This window comes from Qipengyuania polymorpha, from assembly GCF_019711435.1.
GTDB classification, from domain to species: domain Bacteria; phylum Pseudomonadota; class Alphaproteobacteria; order Sphingomonadales; family Sphingomonadaceae; genus Qipengyuania; species Qipengyuania polymorpha.
This window is the reverse complement of sequence record NZ_JAIGNK010000004.1, coordinates 24,438-49,249: the sequence shown is the minus strand read 5'-3', so window position 1 is coordinate 49,249 and position 24,812 is coordinate 24,438. Positions and strand designations below refer to the sequence as shown.

20 protein-coding genes are annotated in these 24,812 nt (G+C 63.2%); 8 read left to right on the top strand and 12 right to left on the bottom strand.

Features of this window, described 5'->3' with window-relative positions; all coding sequences use genetic code 11:
* Positions 1 to 204: 204 nt before the first annotated feature.
* The 4 genes from ahpC to K3152_RS12355 all read left to right on the top strand — a co-directional run bounded on the left by ahpC (position 205) and on the right by K3152_RS12355 (position 5,666).
* Positions 205 to 771, top strand: a complete 567-nt coding sequence (ahpC, locus tag K3152_RS12370) for an alkyl hydroperoxide reductase subunit C (protein ID WP_221574447.1) — start codon at positions 205 to 207, stop codon at positions 769 to 771.
* Between the two features lie 172 nt (positions 772 to 943).
* Positions 944 to 2,533, top strand: a complete 1,590-nt coding sequence (gene ahpF / locus K3152_RS12365; protein WP_221574446.1) for an alkyl hydroperoxide reductase subunit F — start codon at positions 944 to 946, stop codon at positions 2,531 to 2,533.
* A 201-nt stretch (positions 2,534 to 2,734) separates the two neighbouring features.
* A complete protein-coding gene (katG, locus tag K3152_RS12360) occupies positions 2,735 to 4,951 on the top strand; it encodes a catalase/peroxidase HPI (RefSeq protein ID WP_221574445.1) in 2,217 nt (738 codons plus the stop codon).
* Positions 4,952 to 5,051: 100 nt separating this feature from the next.
* Complete coding sequence (locus tag K3152_RS12355) at positions 5,052 to 5,666, top strand: Pr6Pr family membrane protein (RefSeq protein ID WP_221574444.1); 615 nt, start codon at positions 5,052 to 5,054, stop codon at positions 5,664 to 5,666.
* Here K3152_RS12355 and K3152_RS12350 read toward each other — a convergent pair.
* Genes K3152_RS12350 through K3152_RS12340 form a run of 3 tightly spaced genes read right to left on the bottom strand, consistent with a single transcriptional unit; the run spans position 5,647 to position 8,072 of the window.
* Positions 5,647 to 6,201 (bottom strand): Smr/MutS family protein, encoded by a 555-nt coding sequence (locus K3152_RS12350; RefSeq protein ID WP_221574443.1) that lies wholly within the window; start codon positions 6,199 to 6,201, stop codon positions 5,647 to 5,649. The two genes, K3152_RS12355 and K3152_RS12350, sit on opposite strands and share 20 nt — an antisense overlap.
* Positions 6,198 to 7,382, bottom strand: coding sequence for a murein transglycosylase A (gene mltA, locus K3152_RS12345; protein WP_221574442.1), 1,185 nt, complete (start codon positions 7,380 to 7,382; stop codon positions 6,198 to 6,200). Before mltA ends, K3152_RS12350 begins: the two co-directional genes overlap by 4 nt.
* A 30-nt stretch (positions 7,383 to 7,412) precedes the next feature.
* The gene (locus tag K3152_RS12340; RefSeq protein ID WP_221574441.1) at positions 7,413 to 8,072 is read right to left on the bottom strand and encodes a Tim44/TimA family putative adaptor protein; all 660 of its coding nucleotides are present in this window, start codon (positions 8,070 to 8,072) and stop codon (positions 7,413 to 7,415) included.
* Positions 8,073 to 8,306: 234 nt separating this feature from the next.
* On the opposite strand from K3152_RS12340, the gene secB reads away from it, so the two are divergent.
* Genes secB through trpS form a run of 3 tightly spaced genes read left to right on the top strand, consistent with a single transcriptional unit; the run spans position 8,307 to position 11,487 of the window.
* A complete protein-coding gene (secB, locus tag K3152_RS12335) occupies positions 8,307 to 8,837 on the top strand; it encodes a protein-export chaperone SecB (protein ID WP_221574440.1) in 531 nt (176 codons plus the stop codon).
* A gap of 22 nt (positions 8,838 to 8,859) precedes the next feature.
* Positions 8,860 to 10,464 (top strand): murein biosynthesis integral membrane protein MurJ, encoded by a 1,605-nt coding sequence (gene murJ, locus K3152_RS12330; RefSeq protein ID WP_221574439.1) that lies wholly within the window; start codon positions 8,860 to 8,862, stop codon positions 10,462 to 10,464.
* A gap of 6 nt (positions 10,465 to 10,470) precedes the next feature.
* The gene (gene trpS / locus K3152_RS12325) at positions 10,471 to 11,487 is read left to right on the top strand and encodes a tryptophan--tRNA ligase (protein WP_221574438.1); all 1,017 of its coding nucleotides are present in this window, start codon (positions 10,471 to 10,473) and stop codon (positions 11,485 to 11,487) included.
* Here trpS and K3152_RS12320 read toward each other — a convergent pair.
* The 4 genes from K3152_RS12320 to K3152_RS12305 form a co-directional block, all read right to left on the bottom strand.
* Positions 11,484 to 11,831, bottom strand: coding sequence for a heavy metal-binding domain-containing protein (locus K3152_RS12320; protein WP_221574437.1), 348 nt, complete (start codon positions 11,829 to 11,831; stop codon positions 11,484 to 11,486). The genes trpS and K3152_RS12320 overlap by 4 nt on opposite strands.
* Before the next feature lie 10 nt (positions 11,832 to 11,841).
* Entirely contained in the window at positions 11,842 to 12,093 is a 252-nt protein-coding gene (locus K3152_RS12315; RefSeq protein WP_040966238.1) for a hypothetical protein, read from the bottom strand.
* Between the two features lie 63 nt (positions 12,094 to 12,156).
* On the bottom strand, positions 12,157 to 12,393 hold the full coding sequence (locus tag K3152_RS12310; protein WP_006833088.1) for a DUF2312 domain-containing protein: 237 nt from the start codon (positions 12,391 to 12,393) through the stop codon (positions 12,157 to 12,159).
* Positions 12,394 to 12,475: 82 nt separating this feature from the next.
* Entirely contained in the window at positions 12,476 to 12,787 is a 312-nt protein-coding gene (locus K3152_RS12305; RefSeq protein WP_221574612.1) for a DUF1244 domain-containing protein, read from the bottom strand.
* Between the two features lie 49 nt (positions 12,788 to 12,836).
* Between K3152_RS12305 and pyk the strand changes: the two genes are divergently transcribed.
* Complete coding sequence (gene pyk, locus K3152_RS12300; protein ID WP_221574436.1) at positions 12,837 to 14,306, top strand: pyruvate kinase; 1,470 nt, start codon at positions 12,837 to 12,839, stop codon at positions 14,304 to 14,306.
* Between the two features lie 3 nt (positions 14,307 to 14,309).
* Here pyk and K3152_RS12295 read toward each other — a convergent pair whose 3' ends face one another.
* The 5 genes from K3152_RS12295 to rpoC all read right to left on the bottom strand — a co-directional run bounded on the left by K3152_RS12295 (position 14,310) and on the right by rpoC (position 24,759).
* A complete protein-coding gene (locus K3152_RS12295) occupies positions 14,310 to 16,019 on the bottom strand; it encodes a SulP family inorganic anion transporter (protein ID WP_221574435.1) in 1,710 nt (569 codons plus the stop codon).
* 47 nt (positions 16,020 to 16,066) lie between these two features.
* Complete coding sequence (gltX, locus tag K3152_RS12290; RefSeq protein WP_221574434.1) at positions 16,067 to 17,413, bottom strand: glutamate--tRNA ligase; 1,347 nt, start codon at positions 17,411 to 17,413, stop codon at positions 16,067 to 16,069.
* A 28-nt stretch (positions 17,414 to 17,441) separates the two neighbouring features.
* On the bottom strand, positions 17,442 to 17,873 hold the full coding sequence (locus tag K3152_RS12285; RefSeq protein WP_221574433.1) for a hypothetical protein: 432 nt from the start codon (positions 17,871 to 17,873) through the stop codon (positions 17,442 to 17,444).
* Positions 17,873 to 20,227: a putative bifunctional diguanylate cyclase/phosphodiesterase gene (locus tag K3152_RS12280; RefSeq protein WP_221574432.1), complete on the bottom strand. Its 2,355-nt coding sequence runs from the start codon at positions 20,225 to 20,227 to the stop codon at positions 17,873 to 17,875. Before K3152_RS12280 ends, K3152_RS12285 begins: the two co-directional genes overlap by 1 nt.
* A 206-nt stretch (positions 20,228 to 20,433) precedes the next feature.
* Positions 20,434 to 24,759 carry a DNA-directed RNA polymerase subunit beta' gene (rpoC, locus tag K3152_RS12275; protein WP_221574431.1) on the bottom strand — a complete coding sequence of 1,442 codons (4,326 nt, stop codon included), beginning with the start codon at positions 24,757 to 24,759 and terminating at the stop codon, positions 20,434 to 20,436.
* Between the last annotated feature and the right edge of the window lie 53 nt (positions 24,760 to 24,812).

Sequence of the window (24,812 nt, the reverse complement as noted above, 5' to 3'; positions counted from 1 at the left end):
ACGCCTAACACCAATATGCGCGGATGACAGCCGATATAATGCTGCCATTTACCATCGAAATCCTATTTACTGCGGGCTTTCCGAAAGTTCCAAGTCACTGATTGAAAATTCCGATGTTCGCAATCGCACAAAATCGCTTTTGTGCATCGCAGCACGCCCTATCTGGGAGCCCTGAGTTTCAAACCCGAATAACGGAGAAAAACCATGGGTATCATCGGAAGCACCATCAAGCCTTTCAACGCCACCGCCTTCCAGGCCGGCAAGGACTTCTTCGACGTCACCGACGAAGACGTGAAGGGCAAGTGGGCCGTCTTCTTCTTCTATCCGGCCGACTTCACCTTCGTCTGCCCGACCGAGCTCGAAGACCTCGGCGAGCAGTACGCCATGCTCCAGAAGATGGATGTCGAAGTCTATGCCGTGTCGACCGACACGCACTTCAGCCACAAGGCTTGGCACGACACCTCGGAGAAGATCGGCAAGCTGAACTTCCCCTTCCTCGGCGACCAGAACCACGTCCTTGCACGCAACTTCGACGTGCTGCGTGAAGGCGCAGGCCTTGCCGACCGTGCAACCTTCGTGGTCGACCCGGACGGTGTCATCCAGATCATGGAACAGACCTGCGAAGGCGTCGGCCGCAATGCCAACGAACTCGCCCGCAAGATCAAGGCTGCACAGTATGTCCGCGCCAACCCCGGCCAGGTCTGCCCGGCAGCCTGGGAAGAAGGCAGCGACACGCTGGCCCCCTCGCTCGACCTTGTCGGCAAGATCTAAGCGGAAACCTCCCGTTAAGGTGGGCGAACATAGTGGCGCCCACCCCAAGAGCCCGAGAGCCATAATCTCGGGTCGCTGGAAGGCCCGGGGCACTCCCTCCCCCCCGCCCCGGGCCTTTTTCCAAATCCAATTTTTTCAAAGCCCCATCGCAACCAACGCCCGGAGTCCGTCCATGCTCGATGCAAACCTGACCCAGCAGCTGAAGACCTATCTTGCGAACCTGCGCGAGCCGGTAGAGCTGGTCGCTTCGCTCGGTGACGACGAGAAGTCGCAGGCGACGCGCGAACTGCTCGAAGAGATTGCCGCGCTGCACGATATGGTGTCCGCCAGCTTCGACGGCACCGACGAACGCAAGCCCAGCTTCGTCATCCGCCGCGCCAGCGATGCGGAGAAGTGGGTGCGCTTTGCGGGCCTACCGATGGGTCACGAGTTCACTTCGCTCGTGCTCGCGCTGCTCTGGGCCGGCGGTCATCCGCCCAAGGTCGATGCCGACCTGCTCGAACAGGTCCGCGGCCTCGAAGGCAATTTCCATTTCGAGATGTATTTCTCGCTCTCGTGCCACAACTGCCCCGACGTGGTGCAGGCGCTGACGCTGATGGCGCTCGAGAATCCGCGCGTCACCGCAACGCTCATCGAGGGCGGTACTTACAAGGACGAGGTCGAGCAACGCGACGTGATGGCCGTGCCCGCGACCTTCCTCAACGGCGAGCCGTTCTACAACGGCAAGATGGAGCTCGCTGAAATCCTCGCCAAGGTCGACACTGGCGCAGACGCAAAGGCAGCCGAGAAGCTCGCCGCCAAGGACCCGTTCGAAGTGCTCATCATCGGCGGCGGGCCCGCCGGTGCAGCCTCGGGCATCTATACCGCGCGCAAGGGCTTTCGCACCGGTATCGCGGCTGAACGCTTCGGCGGCCAGCTGCACGACACGCTCGGCATCGAGAACCTGCCCGGCACCGCCTACACCGAAGGCCCGAAGCTGGCTGGCCAGCTCGAAAGCCAGGTCGGCGAGAACGAAATCGACCTGATGAACCTCGCCAAGGCAGTGAAGCTCGTGCCCGCCAAGGAAGAAGGCGGCTTGCATACGGTCGAACTCGGCAATGGCGCTTCGCTCAAGGCCCGCAGCCTCATCCTTGCAACCGGCGCGCGCTGGCGGAACCTCGGCGTTCCGGGCGAGGCCGAATATCGCAACAAGGGCGTGGCCTATTGCCCGCACTGCGACGGCCCACTTTTCAAGGGCAAGCGGATCGCGGTCATCGGCGGCGGCAATTCGGGTGTCGAGGCCGCCATCGACCTTGCCAAGATCGTCGGCCACGTCACGCTCATCGAATATGACGACAAGCTGCGTGCCGATGAAGTGCTCCAGAAGAAGCTGCGGAGCATGAGCAATGTCGAAATCGTCACCAGCGGCCAGACCACCGAGATTACCGGCAAGGATGGCAAGGTCGACGGGCTCGTCGTGAAGGACCGCAAGAGCGGCGAAGAACGCCGGATCGATCTGGAAGGCGTGTTTGTGCAAATCGGCCTCGTGCCGAATACCGAATGGCTCGAGGGCAGCGGCCTCGAACTGACGAAATTCGGCGAGATCGTCACCGACGAGGAAGGCCGCACCAATCTGCCCGGCATCTTCGGCGCGGGCGATGTCACCGACGTGCCCTACAAGCAGATCGTCGTGGCGATGGGCGAAGGCTCGAAAGCCGGTCTCTCGGCCTTCGACTATCTCATCCGCACCGAGCCTGCCGAGGATATCGCGCAAGCTGCCTGACCCGGCCATAATCCGGACATGAAAGCGCCGTCATTCCAGCGGGATGGCGGCGCTTTTGCTTGCGAGAGCTTGACCTGCCGCAAAATCGCCTCAGGCAATCAATTTGAACCGTTTAATCGATTGGACGGATTAGAAGGCGGGGTTCACTGTGCTCTCATTCTCGGACGGGAGACCGAGTCTTTTATAGAGGAGAGAGCTTTCATGGACGCAAAGACCGGAGATATCAGCGGATGCCCCTTTCACGGAGATAGCGGGACACGCGGGCTTTTCGGACGCCGCAACCGTGACTGGTGGCCGGACCAGCTCGACCTCGAGATCCTGACCGAGGGTGGCCGCGCGGCCGACCCGATGGGTGACGACTTCGACTATTGCGAAGCCTTCAACGCGCTCGACTACAAGGCGCTGAAGCAGGACCTCACCGATTTGATGACCGACAGCCAGGAATGGTGGCCGGCAGACTATGGCCACTACGGCCCCTTCTTCATCCGCATGGCCTGGCACGCAGCGGGCACCTATCGCACCGGCGACGGGCGCGGCGGCGGCGGCAGCGGCCAGCAGCGCTTCGCCCCCTTGAACAGCTGGCCCGACAACGGCAATCTCGACAAGGCGCGCCGGCTGCTGTGGCCGATCAAGCAGAAATACGGCAAGCACATCAGCTGGGCCGACCTCTTCATCCTCACTGGCAATGTCGCCATCGAATCGATGGGCGGCCCCGTCTTCGGTTTCGGCGGCGGCCGCAAGGACGTCTTCGATCCGGAAACCGTCTATTGGGGCACCGAGGAAAAGTGGGTCGATACGGGCGCCGAAACCCGCATCCAGCCCGACGAGGGCATGGCGCTGGAAAACCCGCTCGCCGCGATCCAGATGGGCCTCATCTACGTCAATCCGGAAGGACCGGGCGGCAATCCGCATGATGCCGAAGGCATGGCCCGCGACATGCGCGAAACCTTCTCCCGCATGGCGATGAACGACGAGGAAACCGTTGCCCTTACCGCGGGCGGGCATGCCTTCGGCAAGGCGCATGGCGCCAAGCCCGCCGACACCTTCGGCAGCGCACCCGAAGGCGAGACGCTGCACCGCATGGGCTTCGGCTGGCTCACCGATCCCGACGAGATCGGCAAGGGCCACATCACCACTTCGGGCATCGAGGGCGCATGGACCCCGAACCCGACGCAGTGGGGCGGCGACTATTTCCGCCTGCTGTTCAAATATGACTACGAGCTGGTCCAGTCGCCCGCGGGCGCAAACCAGTGGCAGCCGGTCAATCCGGACCCCGAGGACATGGCGCCCGATGCGCGCGACCCGTCCAAGAAGGTCCCGACGATGATGACCACCGCCGACATGGCTCTGAAGCGCGACCCGGAATATCGCAAGATTTCCGAGCGTTTCCGTGACGACCAGGCGGCGCTCGACGACGCCTTCGCGCGCGCATGGTTCAAGCTGTGCCACCGCGACATGGGACCCAAGGTCCGCTATCTCGGCCCCGAGGTTCCCGAGGAAGACCTGATCTGGCAGGATCCCGTCCCGGCCGGCACGCAGGTTTCGGACAGCGATGTCTCATCGTTCAAGTCGAAGGTGCTCGATAGCGGGCTGTCGATTGCCGAACTGGTGAAGGCAGCCTGGGCCTCGGCCTCGACCTACCGCAATTCGGACCATCGCGGCGGCGCCAACGGCGCGCATATCCGCTTCGACGAGATCAGGAACTGGAAGGTCAATGATCCCGAAGAGCTCGGTAAGGTTCTGAACAAGCTCGACGAGATCCGCGGTGGCATTTCGATGGCCGACGCCATTGTCATCGCCGGCTCGGCTGCGGTCGAGAAGGCGGCGAAGGATGCGGGATTCGACATCTCCGTCCCCGTCACCACGGGTCGTGGCGATGCGAAGGCGGAAGACTTCGACGCGGAAAGCTGGGAGCCGCTGGAACCGTTCGCCGACGGTTTCCGCAACTACCTCAAGACCAAGGCCTCGGTGAAAACCGAGGACATGCTGGTCGACCGCGCCCACCTGCTCGGCTTGTCGATCCCGGAGATGACCGTATTGGTCGGGGGCCTGCGCGCCATGGGTGCGGTCACCAGGCACACGACGCATGGCCACAAGATGGGCGTCCTCACCGAAACGCCGGGCAAGCTCGACAACAGCTTCTTCACCAACCTGCTCTCGATGGGCGTGATTTGGGATGCGGTCGACGAGAGCGGCGACGAGGAATTTGTCGGCACCTGCCGCAAGACCGGCAAGGAACTGTGGCGCGCGACGCGCACCGATCTCGTCTTCGGTTCAAACTCGCGCCTGCGCGCTGTGGCCGAAGTCTATGCCGAGAATGGCAATGAGGAGAAGTTCGTGCGCGATTTCGTCAAGGCCTGGGCCAAGGTCATGGACGCCGATCGCTTCGACCTCACTTACGCGAAGTACCATAAGTAGGGCCGCCAAGGACCCTTCGGGACTGTAGGGAGCCCCCGTCCGCAAGGCGGGGGCTTTTTGCTGGCTTGGCCACGGGGACCGGCGCGGCTAGGTGGCGAAAATGGACATCACCTCATCCGGGCCCTCGCGCAGCCTTGCCGCGCTCGTCTCCATCCTCGCCATCGGCTCGCTCGTCGCGCAGGTGGCGGGCAATATGCAGCGCGGGGATGCCTTCTTCCCGGTCGTCGGCTGGATGTTCCAGTTCTTCACCATCTGGGGCAATCTCGCAGCCGGACTGGTCTTCGGCTGGATAGCCGTGAGCGGGCGAGTTGAACCTCGCGTGCCTTTCGCGCTGGCCGCTGCGCTGGTGATTATCGCGGCGGTCTATCACCTGCTGCTCGCTTCCGCGCACCACCCCGAAGGTATCGACTGGTGGACCAATATCGCCCACCACACGCTGGTGCCTGCAGGCGGCGTGCTCTGGTGGCTGCTGTTCTCGCGCGACGGCCTCGCCGGTTGGCGCTCGCTACCCATCGTGATGCTGGTGCCGGTGATTTACGGCGCCTTCGCACTGGTGAATGGCGCGTTGACGGGGTTCTATCCCTATTTCTTCCTCGATCAGCCTAGCCTCGGGCTGGGAATGGTCCTGCTCAACATGGTCGGGCTCGCCATCATCTTCATGGCCGTCGCCGCCTTGCTGCTGCTCGTGCGCAAGCTTATCCGCGCTGCCGCCTGAGCACGATGTAGAGCGCCCCCTCGCCGCCGTGGCGGATATGGGCGCGGCGCACGGCGGCAATGGCCGAATGGTGGCCCGAATGTGCCAGCCAGTCGAGCACCTTGGCCCGGATTGCCCCGCGCTTGCTGCCACGGTCGGCAGGGTCGACCGGGCGCGGCTTGCCGGTCACCAGCAGGATTGTGCGCGCTCCCATGGCGCGGGCCTGCGCAATCCCGCTCATCAGCTGGTCGTAGGCGGCATCGAGACCATGCCCGTGCAAGTCGAGCGTGAAGTCGGGCTGGATGGCACCGGACTTGAGGCGCTTGTCCCACTGCCCGTCAAGATTGCCCGGCGGGTTAGGCGCCGGCCTGGGTTGGGGCATCTTCGGCGGTGCAGGCCGCTGCGGCTTCAACAGGATTTTCTTCGGGAGAACCGGAGCAGGAGCAGGGTTGGCGGCGAGCGTTTTCACGGGGCGCGCATGCATCGGCTCGACGGTCGCGGCGACCTTTTCCCAGGCCTCCGCTTCTTCGGCGCTCAGGCCACGCGGCGCACTCATTGCTCGAGGCGCGCGAGCGTCCCCTTGGGCAAGAGCAGGTAGGCCTTCCCGCTGCTGCTCATGCCGCCCGCAATTTCACGAGCGTCAGCGCCATTGCCCCAGAAAGTGTCGAAGCGATTGGCGCCCTTGATGGCCCCGCCCGTGTCCTGTGCGATCCAGAGGCCGTCGGCCACGTCCGCCTCCATGTCGAGCCAGACCGGCGCGCCGTAGGGGACGAACTTGGGGTCCACCGCCACGCTGTCTTGCCGGAAGACAGGCACTTCGAGCGACCCCAGCGGCCCCTCGGTGTCGAGCTCGCGGAAGAAGATCCAGCTCTTGTTGAGGTTCATGATCTCGTCGGCGCGTGTCGGATTGTCGCGCAGCCAGCCCATCAGGCCCTGCATCGATGTCGGATAGTCGGTCCCGTCGCCGATCAGCCCCTGTTCGCGCATGGGCCGCCCGATGGCGACATATTCACGGCCGTTCTGGCCGGAATAACCGATGCGCATCACGCCGCCGTCGGGGAGCCGCAGCAGGCCGCTGCCCTGTATTTGCAGGAAGAAGAATTCGACCGGGTCTGCCGCCCAGGCAATGACCGGAACCTTGCCGTCGAGAGCGCCCGCGACGATTTCGGAGCGCTCGTAATATTGCACGAACTCGCCTTCCTCATTGTAACGCCCGAGCGGCGGGCGTCCGGTGCGTTCGGCTTCAGGCATATCGTCAGGCCAGGCGCGCACGAGGTCTTCGGGATAAGCGTAGACGGGGACCTCGTAACCGGGAGCCTGCACGCGGCTGCCCTGGATTTCGGGCTCGTAATAGCCGGTGGCAAAGGCACTCCCGTCGCCAACCACGACGGTTTCGAATTGCGCGCGGAAGAAGTCGGCGGCATCACCGGACCAGTTTGCAGCGGCCCCGCAAGGTGCCTGCCAGTCGATGCGGCGGGTCAGCCCGCTCACGTCATCACGGAAGAGGATCTTGTCGCAAGACCGCTTGAACGCCGCGAGCGCCGACCCAGCATCCCAGTCGACAAAGGGCATGGTCTCGATTGGCGGACCGGCCGTCAGCGTGGCTGCAAGCGCGGTATCCGCCGGTATCGGTTCGGGCTGGTCTACTACGCCGCTGTCCAGTGGCGGGCGAGCGTCGGGAATGGCAGTACATCCCGCGAGACTGATGGCTGCGACCAGCCCGGCGAGACGATGCATTTTCCTGGCTCCGGATTTTAAGGGTTTGGCTCAGCCCTGGTCGGTTTCGTCGAGAACCCAGTTCGGGTCCAGCGCATCGACATTGCGGGTGAAGGTCCAGATGTCGCGGCTTTCGACCGCATCGTCGAGCGAACCGTCGATGACATTGCCGTCCTTGTCGCGCGTCAGCGAGGCAATGTCCGAAACGAACAGCACGGCAATCCGCGCGGTCCGCTTGTCGAGCTCGGCCGAATGGATCGTCGCATCCTCGATCCGGATGAGGCGGTTCTCCAGCTTTTCGCCAGCCGCTTCACGCGCATCGATGGCTGCCGAGAAGCCGGCATAGACATCATCGTCTGTCAACTCGCGCAGGGTTTCCTTGTCGCCGTTCCAGAAAGCTTCGAGAACCATGCCATAGGCGGCCTTGGCGCCTTCGAGGAAGGCCAGCAGGTCGAAACGCGGATCGGCGCTGGCAATCGCGCGAATGGCGCTTTCATTGGCCGACGACGCATTGTCCACGCTGCGCAGCTGCACCGGCTGGCGGACGGGCTGGGCTGCAGGCTGTGCGGCCGGGGGCACCTGCCCATCGGGCGCGTCGAAACGGTGGCGCGCAGGCTCTTCTTCATGCTCGCTGCGTTCGCCGAGCACGGAATAGAGGCGCAGCCCGAGAAAGGCGGCGATAACGGCGAGAATGACGATCTCGGTGATCACGATTAACTGTCCAATCAGGTGTTCTTATCTGCCTACGAGCCACGGGGGCGTGCAGTTCCACATATACCTGCCTTAGATAGGGAGGAATTACAAACGGGCAATGACTTGCCGCGCTCCATTTGCGGCGCATTGCTCCGCTGGGCGCGGAGTGCTAGGCGCGCCCACGAACCAATCCGGGCAGCCATAAGGCCGCCGGAACCTCCGATTCGATTTACGTGAAAGCAGTGATTTCCCATGGCCGATGAAAACGACGTACTGACCGACATCAACCCCGACCCCGCAGCGGGTGCGAATGGCGCGGACAACCGCCCCACCGTCGGCCTGATCAACCAGTACATCAAGGACCTCTCGGTCGAGAACCCGAACGCTCCGAAGGCTTTCCAGTGGAAGGAACAGCCGAAGATCGACGTGCAGGTCAACATCGCTTCGGAACGCGTGAACGAGGAAATTCACGAGGTCGAACTCAAGCTCATCGTCCGCGCCGACACCGAGAAGGGCAATCTCTACCTCGTCGAGCTGTCCTATTGCGGTCTCGTCGGCATCCGCAACGTGCCCGACGAGCACGCACATGGCTTCCTCTTTGCCGAGACCCCGCGCCTGCTGTTCCCCTTCGCGCGCTCGATCATTGCCGAAGCCACGCAGAACACCGGTTACCCGCCGCTGATGCTCGATCCGATGGATTTCGATGCCCTCTACCAGCAGCAGCTCCAGGCCCGCGCGGCGCAGCAGGGCCAGACCGCGCCCGCGCCGGCCGGCGACGCCTGATAGACGAGAGACCAGCTAGGCCATGAGCCTGCTCAAACATGTCGGGACGATCGGCTCGCTCACCATGGTGAGCCGCGTCGCCGGCATGGCGCGCGAGATGATCTTCAGCCGCGTGCTCGGCGCCAATGCGGTGACCGATGCGTGGTTCCAGGCCTTCATCATCCCCAATGTCTTCCGCCGCCTGTTCGCGGAAGGAGCGTTCTCGGCCGCCTTCGTGCCGATGTTCTCCAAGCGCCTCCACGGGGACGGCGGCCTTGAGAGCGCACGCAGCTTTTCCGACGATGTGCTGAGCATCTTCCTGCCGGTCCTCATCCTGCTGTGTGCGGTGATGATGATTGCCATGCCCTGGGTCATCTGGGTGCTGGCGGAAAAGCCCATTGATCCGACCGAATTCGACATGGCGGTGCAGTTCGCCCGCATCATGTTCCCCTACATCCTGCTGGTCAGCCTGGTGACGCTGTTCACCGGCATGCTGAATTCGGTCAGCCGGTTTGCGCCCGGAGCAAGCTTCCCGATAATCCTCAACCTCGTCCTCATCGCGGCGCTGCTCGGCAGCGAATACGCCGCGGCAACGCTCGGCTGGAGCGTGGAGAAGGTCGGCTTCGTCGTCGCCTGGGCCGTGCCCGTGGCAGGCGTGCTGCAGCTTTTGTGGCTCTATATCTGGACCCGGGTGGAAGGCTTCCGCCCGCGTATCCTGTGGCCGCGCATCACGCCCGAGGTGAAGCGGCTGTCGATCATCGCCCTGCCCGCAGCCATCGGTGGCGGCGCCTACCAGATCAACACGCTGGTCCAGCTCTACTTCCTCAACCAGCTCTACGAGGGCTCGGTCAGCCACATGAACTACGCCGACCGGCTGAACCAGCTGCCGCTCGGTATCATCGGCATCGCGCTGTCGACCGCCATCTTGCCGACGCTGTCGAAGTTCGTCGGCGGCAATAACAAGGAAGGCGCGGACCGTATCCAGTCCGACGCAATCGAGCTGTCGATGCTGCTGACCATTCCTGCAGCGGTCGCCATGGCGATTTGCGCGACGCCTTTCATTACGATGATTTTCCAGGGCGGACGCTTCACGATTGAAGATGCTGCTGCAGCAGGCTCGGTGCTGGGCGTGCTCGTGCTCGGCCTGCCCGCCTACGTTCTGGTCAAGGTTCTGGTGCCCAATTTCTACGCCCGTTCGGATACGAGGACGCCGGTCTACGCCGCCTTCATCTCCTTGTTCGTATTCGTGGCGAGCTGCATCTGGAACATCGGCCTCACCCTGCCCGGCCTCACCATCGAGCCGCTGGGATATGGCGTGTCAGGAATTGCCGCCGCCAGCGTCATCGGCGCGTGGATCAACGTCGGCTATCTCTACGCCGTGCTGGTCAAGCGCGGCTATTACACCGTCCCGCTCGCGCTGCTGGGCCGCGTGGGGCGCCAACTTGTCGCCGCTGCCGCCATGGGCGCCGCCTTGTGGTTCGCGCGCGATTTGCTAACCGGCTGGTATTCCGCCGGACTGTTCGAGCGACTGGGCGCGCTGCTCGTGCTCGTCGGCTGTTCGGCAGTGGTCTATTTCGGCATGGCCTTCGCGGTCGGCGCCATCGACAGGCAGCGCATCGCTGCCCTCACCAAGAAGAGAGCTCCCTAAGTCATCATGCGTGTAGTCTCCGGCATCCAGCCCACCGGCAACCTCCATCTCGGCAATTACCTGGGTGCCATCCGCAACTGGGTGCGCATGCAGGACGAGATGGGTGACGGGGAACAATGCCTGTTCTTCCTCGCGGACTTGCATGCCATTTCGATGCCGCATCAGCCTGCAGAGCTTAAGCGCGGCACGCTCGAAATGGCCGCCGCGCTGGTCGCTTGCGGTATCGACCCGTCGCGCTCCATCCTCTTCAACCAGGCGCAGGTCCCGCAGCATGCCGAGCTACAATGGCTGCTGGGCGGCACGGCGCGGATGGGCTGGCTCAACCGCATGACGCAGTGGAAGGACAAGGCGGGCAAGAACCGCGAGGGCCAGTCGGTCGCGCTGTTCACTTATCCCGTGCTGCAGGCCGCCGACGTGCTGCTCTACCAGGCGACCCACGTACCCGTGGGCGAGGACCAGAAGCAGCATCTCGAACTGGCGCGTGACATTGCGCAGAAGTTCAACAACGATTTCGCATCCGAGGACGCGCCGGTTTTCACCCTACCCGACCCCATCGTCCCCCCACAGGCCGCGCGCATCATGAGCCTGCGCGACGGTGCGAAGAAGATGAGCAAGTCGGACCCTTCCGACATGAGCCGCATCAACCTCGCCGACGGTGCTGACGAGGTCATGAAGAAGGTCAAGAAGGCCAAGACCGACCCCGAGCCCTTGCCGAGCGAGGAAAAAGGTCTGGAGGAGCGCCCCGAAGCGCTGAACCTCGTCACTATCTATGCCGCGCTGACCGACAGAAACGTCGACGATGTGCTGGGCGAATTCGGCGGCGAAGGCTTCGGCAAGTTCAAGCCCGCGCTGGGAGAGCTGCTGGTCGAAACCCTTCGCCCGATTTCCGAGCGTTTCACTGGTCTCTTGGAAGACCGCGAGGCGCTCGATGCCATCTTGGCGCGCGGTGCATCGCAGGCGCGCGAGATTGCCGTTCCGACGCTGGAGAAAACCTACGAGGCATTGGGCCTCGTGAGGGGTTAAATCCTGACAGCGGTCCCGCTGGCGGAGACCATCAGCATCGAACCTGTGTCGCCGATAACCTCGTAATCGAGGTCGATGGCGACCACCGCATTCCCGCCGAGCGTGGCTGCTTCAGCCTGGATTTCCTCGATAGCCTGCTTGCGCGCATCGGCGAGGATGCGTTCGTAGCTGCCCGAGCGCCCGCCCACGATGTCGCGGATATTGGCGAAGAGGTCGCGGAAAAGGTTCGCACCGACGATGACCTCGCCCGTCACGATGCCAAGGTATTCCTGTATCGGACGGCCCTCGATTGTGGGCGTGGTGGTGACGATGACGCCGCGCGCATCTTTCCAGGGACCGGGCATGAATTATCTCCTATCGGCGGTTGGGGAATGAGGTTCGCAGGAAAGTCGCGATGAAACCCAGCATCGCGCCCAATTGCCACGCCGGGATTTCCTCGCCGAATATCAGCGTGGTCAGCCGCTCGAAAACTTGCGGGAAAATCAGCCCCGCAAGCCAGCCGGCGGCCGCTCCGAAGAGCATAGCAAGCACCGATACGACCGCGATGATGACCGGCCCGAACAGGACCAGCCCGACGAACTTCGATCCACTGCTTGTACGCGCCATGCAACCCTCCCCTGATTTGCTTGGTGTGTTGCTGCACTAAGTCACACAGGAAAGCAAGCAATATCAACCCATTCCGAGCGCGGCCTTGTAAGTATCGAGGATGGTTTCCTGCTCGCTGCGCTCGTCGGGCTTCATTTTGCGAAGCTTGATGATCTGGCGCATGATCTTGGTATCGTAACCCACCGCCTTGGCTTCTGCGTAGACGTCGCGGATGTCGTCGGCGATGCCCTTCTTTTCTTCTTCGAGGCGTTCGATGCGCTCGATGAGAAGGCGCAGGCGGTCGTCGGTGGCTTCGGCCATTTTCGTGAAAACTCCAGTGAAATGAGAATCGGTTGGTGGACCGGATAGCCACCCACCCGGCTTGGGTGAAGGCGGCGACTCGCTAGTCCACGCGATTTTTCGCGATGCTGGCTTCCATCCGCGCCAATTGCTCTTCGGTCGCGGGCGTCTGACGGGTCGCTTTCCACTCCTCCTGCGGCATGCCGTGGATGAGTTCGCGCGCGGCCAGCTTGTCGCCTTCGAAGCCGGCGTCGAGTATCCAGTCGGCAAGGCAGTTGCGGCAGAAACCCGACAATCCCATCAGGTCGATATTCTGCGCGTCATGGCGATGCTGCAAATGGCGCACCAGCCGCCGGAAAGCCTTTGCCGCTACGGCATCGGGCAGGTTGTCGAGCGCATCTGAATTGGTATCCATCGAAAGCTTGTCCTTGAGTTGCCGCACGTCTCTGCCATAGGCGTTGTCCATGCAAAAGCTCGATCCCAAACGCGTCGATCCCCGTGGCCGCAAGGTCAAGATCCTCGCCACCGTCGGCCCTGCCAGCCGTTCGCCCGAAATGCTTGCCCGCCTGTTCAAGGCCGGCGTCGACGCCTTCCGCGTCAACATGAGCCATGGCGAGCATGCCGACCACGAGAAGACCATTCGCGCCATCCGCCAGATGGAAAAGGACTTCCATCGTCCCATCGCCATCCTCGCCGACCTCCAGGGGCCGAAGCTGCGTGTGGGCAAGTTCAAGGACGGGCAGGCGGTCATCCGCCATTCGGGCCACTTCACGCTCGACCGCAAGGAAGAACTCGGCGACGAAACCCGCGTGCAGCTACCGCATCCCGAGCTGTTCGGCCTGCTCGAAAAGGGCCAGCGCCTGCTCATCAACGACGGCAAGATTCGCCTGAAGGTCATTCGTGCCGACGAGAACGAGATTCTCTGTTCGGCCGAAGTCGGCGGCGTCATTTCGGACCGCAAGGGCGTCAACGTGCCCGATGCCGAAATCCCGATTCCTGCAATGACCGACAAGGACCGCAAGGACCTCGCCTTTGCCATGGAGCAGGGGGTCGACTGGATCGGCCTCAGCTTCGTCCAGCGCCCCGAAGATCTTGCCGAAGCGCGCCGCCTGATGGGCGGCAAGGGCTCGCTCTGCGCGAAAATCGAGAAACCGATGGCCGTGCGCCGCCTCGATGAAATCATCGAAATGTCAGACGGTATCATGGTCGCGCGCGGTGACCTCGGCGTCGAGCTTGAGCCGCAGGAAGTCCCGCCTCTGCAGAAGCAGATCGTCAATAAGGCGCGCACCGCTGGCAAGCCCGTCATCGTGGCAACGCAGATGCTCGAGAGCATGATCGAAAGCCCCGCCCCGACACGTGCCGAGGTCTCCGACGTCGCGAACGCGGTTTATGACGGTGCCGATGCGGTCATGCTCTCCGCCGAGACTGCCGCAGGCGACTGGCCCGAAGAGGCTGTCACCATCATGCACCGCATCGCGCGGCAGGTGGAAGGCGACGAGGCCTATCTCGACCGCGTGCGCTTCCTCGATACCCCGCCCGACCGGACCACGGCAGACGCGCTCGCCCATGCCTGCATGACCGTGGCCGACACGGTCAAAATCGAGGCGATTACCGTCTTCACCGGCTCCGGCTCCACCGCCCGCCGCGTCGCCCGCGAACGCCCGAGCGTGCCGATGCTGGTGCTAACGCCGAGCATGACGACCGCCCGCCGGCTCGGACTCCTGTGGGGTGCGCATGCCGTGGCGACCAAGGACATCGGCAGTTTCGAAGAGATGATTGCCAAGGGCAAGCGCATGGCGCTGCGCCACGGTTTCGGCAGCGCGGGCTCCAAGCTGGTGGCGCTGGCAGGCGTCCCTTTCGGCACGCCGGGTTCGACCAACCTCATGCACGTCGTCACTATCTCGGGTAACGAGCTCGACAAGCACGAGGGCTGAGCCTCAGGTCGGCGCGATGTCGGTCTGGAGATAGACACCGCAACCTTCCACCGCATGGCCGACCGTGCGGTGAAAGCTGCAGACATTGCTGTCGAGGGATTTCAAGCTCTCGGCAATCGGTTCGTGGACGGCGGCGAAATGCAGGTCGATCCCTTGCGACTTCAGCCGCTGGACCGTGCGCCGCAGCATGGCGACACCGCTGGCGTCGATGTCGTTCACCGCGCTCATGTCGAGCACCAGGCTGGTGACCTTGTCGTGGCGCGACAGGCGCTTGAACAGTTCTTCCTCGATATAGGACGCGTTGGCGAAATATATCGAGCGGTCGATGCGCACCACGAGCGCGGGCAGTGTGGTCAGTTCCACCTCGTCGCGCTCGATCGAACGGAATGTCGTTCCGCCGTCATCGGTGCCGATACGGGTCACGCGGGGGACGGAGGAGAACCACAGGAAATAGGCCAGCCCGAGCAGCGCGCCCACGGCAAGTCCCAGCCGCACGCCGAAGGCGAGCGTGGCGAGGAATGCCGCGAGGATGATGAAGCCTTCTATCCTGTCGTGCTTCCACACCGCGCGCATTTCGCGCAGGTTGATGAGACCGAACACGGCGCTGATGACCAGCGCAGCGAGTGCCGTTTTCGGGAGGTAGGACAGCATCGGCGCGAGGAGGAACAGCACCGCAATAATGGCGAGCGAAGCGATCGCCGAAGCCAGTGGGGTGCGCCCGCCGCTATCGCGCACCAGCGCCGATCGGCTGAGACTGGCCCCGACGGCATAGCCCCCGGTCAGCGCAGCCGAGACGTTGGCAGCACCCAGCGCCACCGCCTCTCGGCTGGTGTCGAGCTTGCTCCGGTCTTCACCCGCCAGCGCCTTGGCAACCGCGGTGGCGGTGACAAAGATGATGATGGCCACTGCCAGCGCGCTCGGTAGCAGGGATATCCAGTCGGCCATTGTGACGAAAGAGGTAAACGGGCTTGGTAGGCCGCCTTCGATGGATCTTACCGTCGGCACTTCGGCGTCTACGCTCCGTGCCGCCCAACCAGCTGCCACGATGACAAGCAACGGGAGAGATTTCGCCAGCGCCAGCCGGAAGGGCGGTTTCACCCCGATTTTCCAGAGTATCGCCGCCGCGTAGCGATTGGCGAACAGCAGGGCCACAAGCGCGGCGGCGCCGATGAGCGCAGTCGTGGGGCGCAAGTCCGGCAGCCCTGCCCCAAGAGCTTGCAATGCGGTCGGCAGGTCTCCCGCCCGCGCCACTTCGATACCCAGCAGGGTGGGCAGCTGGCTGGCGGCGATCAGGAACGCCGCAGCTGCCGTGAAGCCGAGCAGCACCGGCTCGCTGATGAAATTGACCAGCCGGCCGAGGCCAAATCCGCCGAGCAAGAGGAGGAGGACGCCCGCCTCGATCGCAACGATAGCTGCGCCGACCTCTGGTGCGAGACCGCTGTTTCCCACCGCCTCCCCGATAACCAGCGAGACCAGTGCGACCGGGCCGACCGACACGAAGGGGCTGGTACCGAAGAAGAAGTACAGGAGCGGCGGTGTAAGCGCTGCAAAAAGACCCATCTGCGGCGGGAGCCCCGCCAGCTGCGCATAGGCCATGGCCTGCGGGACCAGCAGGATGGAGAGCACGATACCGGCGATGGCATCGCGCATGGCGCTGCCCGGCGTAAGCGCCGCGAGCCACCGTTTCGTAGGCACCAGCGCCTTACCTGCCATCTTGTCGACTACCCCTGTGCTTGTGCCCCATGGGGTAGTGAACGCGGCTAGGAGGCGGCGCGTTCCAGTCGCGCCCTCGCTTCGGCCTCGCCGATAAGCGGAAGGAGCTCTTTCATGTCAGGGCCATGGTCCATCCCGGTCAGTGCCTGGCGCAGCGGCAGGAACAGCGCTTTGCCCCCTCGCCCGGTGCTTTGCTTGAGCGTGGCGGTGAGATCCTGCCAGGGTGTTTCGGACCATGACAGCGCCTGTGCCGCGGCCGCGAGAAACGCGCTGTCCTCGGGCGAGAATTCGCAGCTCTCGATCGGCCCGGTGACCAGCTTCCACCAGTCCGATGCTTCGCTGACGTGCGTCAGGTTCGGCTGCACGGCATGCCACCCTGCCTCGTCCATGCCTTCGGGGAGGCGGTCCTTCACATCTTCGAATGCCATCTGGTGCACGATTGCAGCATTGAGCCGATCGAGCTCGGTGTCGTCGAATTTCGCAGGCGCCCGGCCGAAAGTAGAAAGGTCGAACGCTTCGACCAGCTTCGCGCGGTCGGCAATCGGTTCGACCGGCTGCGAAGTACCAAGGCGCGCCAGCATGGCGACAAGCGCCTCTGGCTCGATATCGCGCTCGCAGAAGGCATCACAGCCGAGCGAACCGAGACGCTTGGACAGCTTGCCTTCCTTGCCCACGAGCAGCGCCTCATGCGCGAAACGCGGCATCTGCGCGCCGGAATAGCGCGTAGCGACAAGCGCGGTGAACATCTGTATTTGCACGGCTGTGTTCGAGACATGGTCCTCGCCGCGCAGGACATCGGTCACGCCCATGTCGAGATCGTCGACCGCGCTCGGCAACATGTAGAGCCAGCTGCCGTCTGCGCGGCGAATGACCGGGTCCGAGAGTTGTGCAGGGTCGAATTTCTGGAGCCCTCGCACGCCGTCGTCCCAGCGGATGGGCTCTTCGTGATCGAGCCTGAAGCGCCAGTGCGGAACGACGCCTTCGGCTTCTTTTGCGGCGCGCTCTTCGTCGGTCAGCTTGAGAGAGCCGCGGTCATAGATCGGCGGCAACCCGCGCCCCAGCTGTATCTTGCGCTTGAGCTCGAGCTCCTGCGCCGTCTCGTATGCAGGATAGACCCGCCCCGCCGCCTTCAGCGCCTCGAAGGCTGCTTCGTATTTCTCAAGCCGCTCGGACTGCCGCTCCTCGCCATCGGGTTCGAGCCCCAGCCACTCGAGGTCGGCGCGGATGGCCTCGACATATTCCTCGCGGCTGCGCGCGGCATCGGTGTCGTCGATGCGCAGGAGGAAGCGACCGCCAGCTTTCCTCGCAAGCATCCAGTTGTGGAGCGCGGTGCGGATATTGCCGACATGGAGCCGCCCGGTGGGAGAGGGCGCGAAACGGGTTATCGTAGTCATCGAGCGCGCCGATAGCGCATGGCGAGGACTATTGCGAGAACAGGGTTACGCTGCGTCCATTGCCCGAAATCTGCACACCGTTTTGAGGTGTCCGCTCGATGCGGTCGGCAGCTTCCAGCGCGGACCAGATTTGTGGCAGTTCCTCGGGGAAGCCGATATCGCAGACTTCGAGGTTGGCGTTACTGCGCATGGGTGCAGTGAAGGTGTCGCCCGATATGCTGTAGTCGCGATATTGCAGCGCGCATTCGGGCTCCCACCAGATGCTGTCCTCATCCGCCACCAGCGCGATTGCGTAGGAAGCATCGAACGGTTCACCGTCAATTCCCGCGACCCGCCAGTATCCCTCCAGCTCGACAGCGGGCTCGAGCGCCGGCGTTTCCATCGATGTGGGAGCAGGCGCATCCTCTTCGGCGGGGCTGCATCCGGCAAGCAGAAGGGGAAGCACGAACAGGCTGCGCATCAGGCGGTATTCTTTCCCTTGCTGCGGGCGCTCATGCCTTTCCGCCGTTTGCGGTAGCTTTCGAAATCGGCGGCCAGCACCACTTCGCCCTTGCCACCTTCCATGTCGAAGAGTTCCTCCGGCGGTACGGGGCGCGAGATGAGGTAACCCTGCGCTTCATGGACTCCCAGCTTGCGCAGCAATTCCAGCTGTGCGGATTCCTCGATGCCTTCGGCTGTCGTATCCATACCCAGTGCGTCGGCCAGCCGGGTGATGGTGGAGACAATCGCCTGGCTGCCGAAATCGCTGGCGATGTCGGTGACGAAACTGCGGTCGATCTTGATCCGATCGAAGGGGAAGCGGCGCAGGTACCCAAGCGAAGAGTAACCGGTACCGAAATCGTCGAGCGCGATGCGGATGCCCAGCTCGCGCAGGCGCATGAGCGTGGTATGCCCGCTCTCCTGGTCTTCCATCAGGACGTGCTCGGTAATTTCGAGCTCGACCCGTTCAGGCGCAATATTGGTCGCATGGATCGCCTGCGCCACGGTGGCGACGAGATTGGGGTTCTTCACCTGCGTCGGCGACAGGTTGATGGCAATGCGCAGGTTTCCGGGCATGGCCGAGACATCGGCGAGCGACTGGCGGATGACCCATTCGCCGAGCGAGCTGATCAGGCCGGTCTCCTCGGCAACCTGGAGGAACTCGCCCGGGCCCATGATGCCGCGCTCGGGATGATGCCAGCGCAGCAGGGCCTCGAACCCTGTCGTCTCACCCGTGTCGAGATCGACGACCGGCTGGTATTGCATGCGCATCTGGCCCTTGCGCAGCGCCTCGGACAAATCGCTTTCGATGCGGCGGCGCTCGCGCGCGGCGATATCGAGCGCCGGCTCGAACAGCGCCAGCTTGTCGCGCCCCTGCGCCTTGGCTGCGTAGAGGGCGAGGTCTGCGCGGCGCATCAGTTCTTCCGCATCGCATTCCCCGTCGGCAGAGCGGGCGACGCCGACGCTGGTCGAGATGCGATAGGAATTGCCGTCGACTTCGTAGGGCGCGCGCACCACCGACAGGAAGCGGTGGGCGCGCTCGATCAGAAGGCCGTCACCGGCGCGGGTCTCGATCAGGACGGCGAATTCGTCACCGCCCAGCCGTGCGACGAGGTCTTCGTTGCGAACCTCCTGCTCGAGCCGCGTCCCCACTTCGCGCAGCACGCGGTCGCCGACGAGGTGCCCGCGCGTGTCGTTGATCGCCTTGAAATCGTCGAGGTCGAGATAGAAGAGCGCGATGTTCGAGCCTTCTGCGTCCCTGCGCCCGGTCAGGGCGCGCAGGCGCTCGTTGAACAGGTAGCGGTTCGCGAGGCCCGTGAGATTGTCGTAATGCGCCATGAAAGCGACGCGTTCCTCGATGAGCCGGTCGGCGGTAACATCGCGCGCCACCCCGCTCATCCGGCCATCCTCGCGCGGGCGGGCAGAAAGGCGCCAGAAGCGCTTTTCACCTGCAACGCGCAGACTGACGAGCACATCGCGGAACGGGCGCCGCTCGATAACGCAGCGCGCCAGTTCCTCCGCCTCCTCGCCATTATGGAAGAGCCGGGTTATCGGCGTGCCTTCGAGCTGCCCGGGCTTGCGCCCTGCTGCATGGGCAAAGCGTTCGGTCACGTCGCGCAAATTTCCGTGCGGCCCGACCGTCCACAGCCAGTCGGAAGACTGCTCTTCATAATCGTTGAGCAGCATGCCGACTGTCGCCGTGCTCTCGCGCCGATCGATCTCGGTCTTTGCTGCGCTTACGAAATATCGTTCCTGCGCGCGCGTTTCGCCGACGAGGGCGATCGCGAATGCGCCGATAAGCATGATGGTCGGCCACGCACCCCATTGGCCGATCAGGAAGGATGAGACGACCAGCGAGGGCGCCATGGTCAGCGTGTGGAAGAGCGCGGCCTGCGGTGCGTTGCGGTGGACCAGCAAGGTCCCGCACAGGACGGCCGTGCCGATGACACCAAGCACCGCGATCTCGAGGCCGGTCGCGAAAGGTGCAAGATAGGGAAATACCACGAACCAGATGGTGCTGCCGATTGCCTGGAGGATGAGAATACGCCGCCAGTGCGCCTGCATTTCGTCGAAGCTGGCGCTATCGAGATCGAGTTGCTTGTCGAGCACGACAAATATGCACAGCTGTCCGATCTGGGCGAACGCCCATAGCAGGATGACGATGTGCGGCGCGTCGTTCCAGAAGGTCCAGAGCAGGGCGAATATCGATGCGAGCGCGGGCAGGAGCGAGGTCCATGCTCCCGAGCTCAGGCTCTTGATTCGACGGAACAGGAGCAGGCGCTGCAAGGGGTCTGCGCGCACGGCGTCATCCTCCTCGACCTCAAGATCGGTCACATCCTGGCTTTGCGACACCTCAGTCCCCCGTGTGCATGCGCCCCGCAGCCGCGGTTTCCCTTGGCTACGGGAAGATGGTGCAACCTCGCCGGTTGATGGTCAAGCGTTAGAATTTCCGCGGGATTCACGCTTCATTGACGGTGCCCAAGAAAAAGCCCCGCCGGATCGCTCCGGCGGGGCCAATTCGTTAGTCGCCATGGACTGGCTTATTCGCCGTCTTTGGCGTCTTCGTTGAGGTATTCGCCTGCATCGGCATCGGTGCCGTGGGTTTCACCTTCCATCGCCGCCAGCGGATCGTCGCCGATCGCAGCTTCGGGGCCCTGGGCGAGTTCTGCCTCGTGCTCTTCTTCTGCGGTGTTGGCAGCGATGATCGCTTCCTGCGCCTTCTTCCACTGTGCCCGAAGCGCAGCGTCGCGGCTGGAAGCGGTCACGCGCATGCGGTTCATGCCCGCGCCGGTACCGGCCGGGATGAGACGGCCCACGATGACGTTTTCCTTGAGGCCGACCAGCGTGTCCTTCTTGCCCTCGACCGAAGCCTGGGTCAGCACGCGAGTGGTTTCCTGGAACGACGCGGCCGAGATGAACGAACGCGTCTGGAGCGAGGCCTTGGTGATGCCGAGAAGGATCGGAGTGCCCTTGGCAGGCTCCTTGTTCTTCGCGAGCTTCGCATTGGTCTCGTTCATTTCTTCCAGGTCGACCTGTTCGCCCGGCAGCAGCACGGTGTCGCCACCGTCGGTGATCTCGACCTTCTGCAGCATCTGGCGAACGATCACCTCGATGTGCTTGTCGTTGATCTTCACGCCCTGCAGTCGGTAGACTTCCTGGATTTCCGTGCAGAGATACTCGGCCAGCGCCTCGATCCCGAGGACATCGAGGATGTCGTGCGGGTTCGGCGAGCCGGAAATCAGCGTGTCGCCCTTCTTGACGAAGTCGCCTTCCTGGACGTCGATGATCTTGGTCTTCGGGATCAGGTACTCGACTGCATCACCTTCCTCGGGAACGATCGCAATCTTGCGCTTGGCCTTGTATTCGCGGACGAATTCGATCTTGCCCGAAATCTTGGCGATGATCGCATTGTCCTTCGGCACGCGGGCCTCGAACAGTTCGGCAACGCGCGGCAGACCACCGGTGATGTCGCGGGTCTTGGCTGCTTCACGCGAAGCACGGGCGAGGATGTCACCTGCCTGCACTTCCTGACCGTCCTCGACCGACAGCACCGTGCCCGGAGCGAGCATGTAACGCGCCGCTTCGCTGTCGTCGCCGGCATCGTTGAAGAGCGTGAGGCGCGGACGAAGGTCTTCCTTCTTGCGGCCCGTGGTCTTCAGCTCGGTAACGACGCGCTGGGCGATACCGGTGGCGTCGTCGACGCGCTCTTCCATGGTCTGCGTATCGACGAGGTCCTGGAAACGGACCACACCCGACTGCTCGGTGATGATCGGCAGCGAGAACGGATCCCATTCTGCAAGACGATCGCCTTCCTTCACCTTGCCGCCATCCTTGTGCATCAGCACGGTACCGTAAGGCACCTTGTGGATTTCGCGCTCGCGGCCTTCGGCGTCGATCACTGCCAGTTCGCCATTGCGGGCGAGCGACAGGATACGACCCTTCTTGTCGGTGATGGTGGGCATGTCGCGATAGACGACCTTACCGTCCGACACGGCTTCGAGATGCGAGGTCTCGTTGAGCTGTGCGGCACCGCCGATGTGGAAGGTACGCATGGTCAGCTGCGTGCCGGGTTCACCGATCGACTGTGCGGCGATGACGCCGACAGCTTCGCCGATGTTGACCGGCGTACCGCGAGCAAGGTCACGGCCGTAGCAGGTGGCGCAAACGCCCTGCTTGGCTTCGCAGACCAGCGGGCTGCGGATCTTGGCGACCTGCACTTCGGCTTCCTCGATGACCTTGACCATCGGCTCGTCGACGAGCGTTCCGGCCTTGGCGATCACTTCGTCGGTCGAAGCGTTGACGATGTCTTCGGCAACCGTACGGCCGAGGATGCGCTCGCCGAGCGAGGCGATAACGCTACCGCCCTGCACGATGGCGCGCATTTCGAGCGCATTGTCGGTCTTGCAATCCTCTTCGACGATGACGCAGTCCTGCGACACGTCGACCAGACGACGGGTCAGGTAACCCGAGTTCGCCGTCTTCAGCGCCGTATCCGCGAGACCCTTACGGGCACCGTGGGTCGAGTTGAAGTATTCGAGGACGTTAAGGCCTTCCTTGAAGTTCGAGATGATCGGGTTCTCGATAATCTCGCCCGAAGGCTTGGCCATCAGGCCGCGCATGCCGGCCAGCTGCTTCATCTGCGCCGGGCTACCACGCGCACCGGAGTGCGACATCATGTAGATCGAGTTGATCTGCGCTTCCTTGCCGTCCTTGTCGACCGGCTGCGAGCGGATCTCTTCCATCATGGCGTCGGCCACGCGGTCGCCGCACTGGCTCCACGCGTCGATCACCTTGTTGTACTTTTCCTGCTGGGTGATGAGACCGTCCTGGTACTGCTGCTCGTAATCGGCAACCAGCGCCTTGGTCTCTTCGACCATGCCCGCCTTGCTGTCGGGAATGATCATGTCATCCTTACCGAAGGAGATGCCGGCCTTGAACGCGTGGCGGAAGCCCAGCACCATGATGGCGTCGGCGAACAGCACCGTGTCCTTCTGGCCGGTGTGACGATAGACCTCGTCGATCACGTCGGCGATGTCCTTTTTCGTCAGCAGGCGGTTGACGATGTCGAAGGGAACCTTGTGGTTCTTCGGCAGGCATTCGCCGATGAGCATACGGCCAGGCGTCGTGACGAATCGCTTCATCTCGACCTTGCCGTTCTCGTCGGCCTGCGGGACGCGCGCCATGATCTTCGAGTGCAGCGTAACCGACTTCACTTCGAGAGCCTGGTGCACTTCGGCCATGTCGGCGAACATCGGCAGCTGCTCGTGCTTCTCGCCATCGTCGCCTTCGATGAACTCGGGCGTCTTCTCCTGGCGTTCCATCGACAGGTAGTAGAGGCCGAGGACCATGTCCTGCGACGGCACGATGATCGGCTTGCCGTTGGCAGGCGAGAGGATGTTGTTGGTCGACATCATCAACACGCGCGCTTCCAGCTGCGCCTCGAGGCTCAAGGGCACGTGGACGGCCATCTGGTCACCGTCGAAGTCGGCGTTGAAGGCGGCGCAGACCAGCGGGTGGAGCTGGATCGCCTTACCTTCGATCAACACAGGCTCGAAGGCCTGGATGCCGAGACGGTGGAGAGTCGGTGCGCGGTTGAGAAGTACCGGGTGCTCGCGAATGACTTCGTCGAGGATGTCCCAGACTTCCTTGCGCTCCTTCTCGACCCACTTCTTCGCCTGCTTGAGGGTCATCGAAAGACCCTTGGCGTCGAGGCGGGCGTAGATGAACGGCTTGAACAGCTCGAGCGCCATCTTCTTCGGCAGGCCGCACTGGTGCAGCTTGAGTTCGGGACCGGTCACGATGACCGAACGGCCCGAATAGTCGACGCGCTTGCCGAGCAGGTTCTGACGGAAGCGGCCCTGCTTGCCCTTGAGCATATCGGACAGCGACTTCAGCGGACGCTTGTTCGCGCCGGTGATGACGCGGCCGCGGCGGCCGTTGTCGAACAGTGCGTCGACAGCTTCCTGCAGCATGCGCTTTTCGTTGCGGACGATGATGTCCGGCGCGCGCAGCTCCATGAGGCGCTTGAGGCGGTTGTTACGGTTGATCACACGACGATAGAGGTCGTTGAGGTCGGACGTCGCGAAACGGCCGCCGTCCAGCGGGACGAGCGGGCGCAGTTCGGGCGGAATGACCGGCACGACTTCGAGGATCATCCACTCGGGGCGGTTCCCCGATTCAATGAAGCTTTCGACGACCTTGAGGCGCTTGATGATCTTGGCGGGCTTGAGCTTCGACTTGGTGGTCGCGAGCTCTTCCAGCAGGTCTTCCTTTTCCTGCTCGAGGTCCAGGTCCATCAGCATGGTCTTGACCGCGGACGCGCCGATGTCGGCCGAGAAGGCGTCTTCGCCATACTCGTCCTGCGCTTCGAGCATTTCGTCTTCGGTCAGCAGCTGGTGCTTTTCGAGCGGGGTAAGGCCCGGCTCGGTGACGATGTAGGCCTCGAAGTAGAGCACGCGCTCGAGCTGCTTGAGCTGCATGTCGAGCAGCAGGCCGATGCGGCTCGGCAGCGACTTCAGGAACCAGATGTGCGCGACCGGAGCGGCGAGCTCGATGTGGCCCATGCGCTCGCGGCGGACCTTGGTCACGGTGACTTCGACGCCGCACTTTTCGCAGACGACGCCCTTGTACTTCATGCGCTTGTACTTGCCGCACAGGCATTCGTAGTCCTTCACCGGACCGAAGATGCGGGCGCAGAACAGGCCGTCACGCTCGGGTTTGAACGTACGGTAGTTGATCGTTTCCGGCTTCTTGATTTCGCCGAAGGACCACGAGCGGATGCGCTCGGGGCTGGCGATGCCGATCTGGATCTCGTCGAAGGTTTCGGGCTTCGCGAGCTGGTTGGTGAATTTGGTCAGTTCGTTCATGACTTAATTCCCTAAGGGGTAATTCTAATGGGCGGAGAGCGGTGGGGAACTTG

Coding starts and splice junctions, on each gene's coding strand:
- gltX (WP_221574434.1), bottom strand. CDS start 17,413: ATGACTACGATAACCCGTTTCGCGCCCTCTCCCACCGGGCGGCTCCAT.
- K3152_RS12295 (WP_221574435.1), bottom strand. CDS start 16,019: ATGGCAGGTAAGGCGCTGGTGCCTACGAAACGGTGGCTCGCGGCGCTT.
- trpS (WP_221574438.1), top strand. CDS start 10,471: ATGCGTGTAGTCTCCGGCATCCAGCCCACCGGCAACCTCCATCTCGGC.
- rpoC (WP_221574431.1), bottom strand. CDS start 24,759: ATGAACGAACTGACCAAATTCACCAACCAGCTCGCGAAGCCCGAAACC.
- K3152_RS12305 (WP_221574612.1), bottom strand. CDS start 12,787: ATGGATACCAATTCAGATGCGCTCGACAACCTGCCCGATGCCGTAGCG.
- pyk (WP_221574436.1), top strand. CDS start 12,837: ATGCAAAAGCTCGATCCCAAACGCGTCGATCCCCGTGGCCGCAAGGTC.
- K3152_RS12315 (WP_040966238.1), bottom strand. CDS start 12,093: ATGGCGCGTACAAGCAGTGGATCGAAGTTCGTCGGGCTGGTCCTGTTC.
- mltA (WP_221574442.1), bottom strand. CDS start 7,382: ATGCATCGTCTCGCCGGGCTGGTCGCAGCCATCAGTCTCGCGGGATGT.
- K3152_RS12355 (WP_221574444.1), top strand. CDS start 5,052: ATGGACATCACCTCATCCGGGCCCTCGCGCAGCCTTGCCGCGCTCGTC.
- ahpF (WP_221574446.1), top strand. CDS start 944: ATGCTCGATGCAAACCTGACCCAGCAGCTGAAGACCTATCTTGCGAAC.
- ahpC (WP_221574447.1), top strand. CDS start 205: ATGGGTATCATCGGAAGCACCATCAAGCCTTTCAACGCCACCGCCTTC.
- murJ (WP_221574439.1), top strand. CDS start 8,860: ATGAGCCTGCTCAAACATGTCGGGACGATCGGCTCGCTCACCATGGTG.
- secB (WP_221574440.1), top strand. CDS start 8,307: ATGGCCGATGAAAACGACGTACTGACCGACATCAACCCCGACCCCGCA.
- K3152_RS12285 (WP_221574433.1), bottom strand. CDS start 17,873: ATGCGCAGCCTGTTCGTGCTTCCCCTTCTGCTTGCCGGATGCAGCCCC.
- K3152_RS12310 (WP_006833088.1), bottom strand. CDS start 12,393: ATGGCCGAAGCCACCGACGACCGCCTGCGCCTTCTCATCGAGCGCATC.
- katG (WP_221574445.1), top strand. CDS start 2,735: ATGGACGCAAAGACCGGAGATATCAGCGGATGCCCCTTTCACGGAGAT.
- K3152_RS12350 (WP_221574443.1), bottom strand. CDS start 6,201: ATGAGTGCGCCGCGTGGCCTGAGCGCCGAAGAAGCGGAGGCCTGGGAA.
- K3152_RS12320 (WP_221574437.1), bottom strand. CDS start 11,831: ATGCCCGGTCCCTGGAAAGATGCGCGCGGCGTCATCGTCACCACCACG.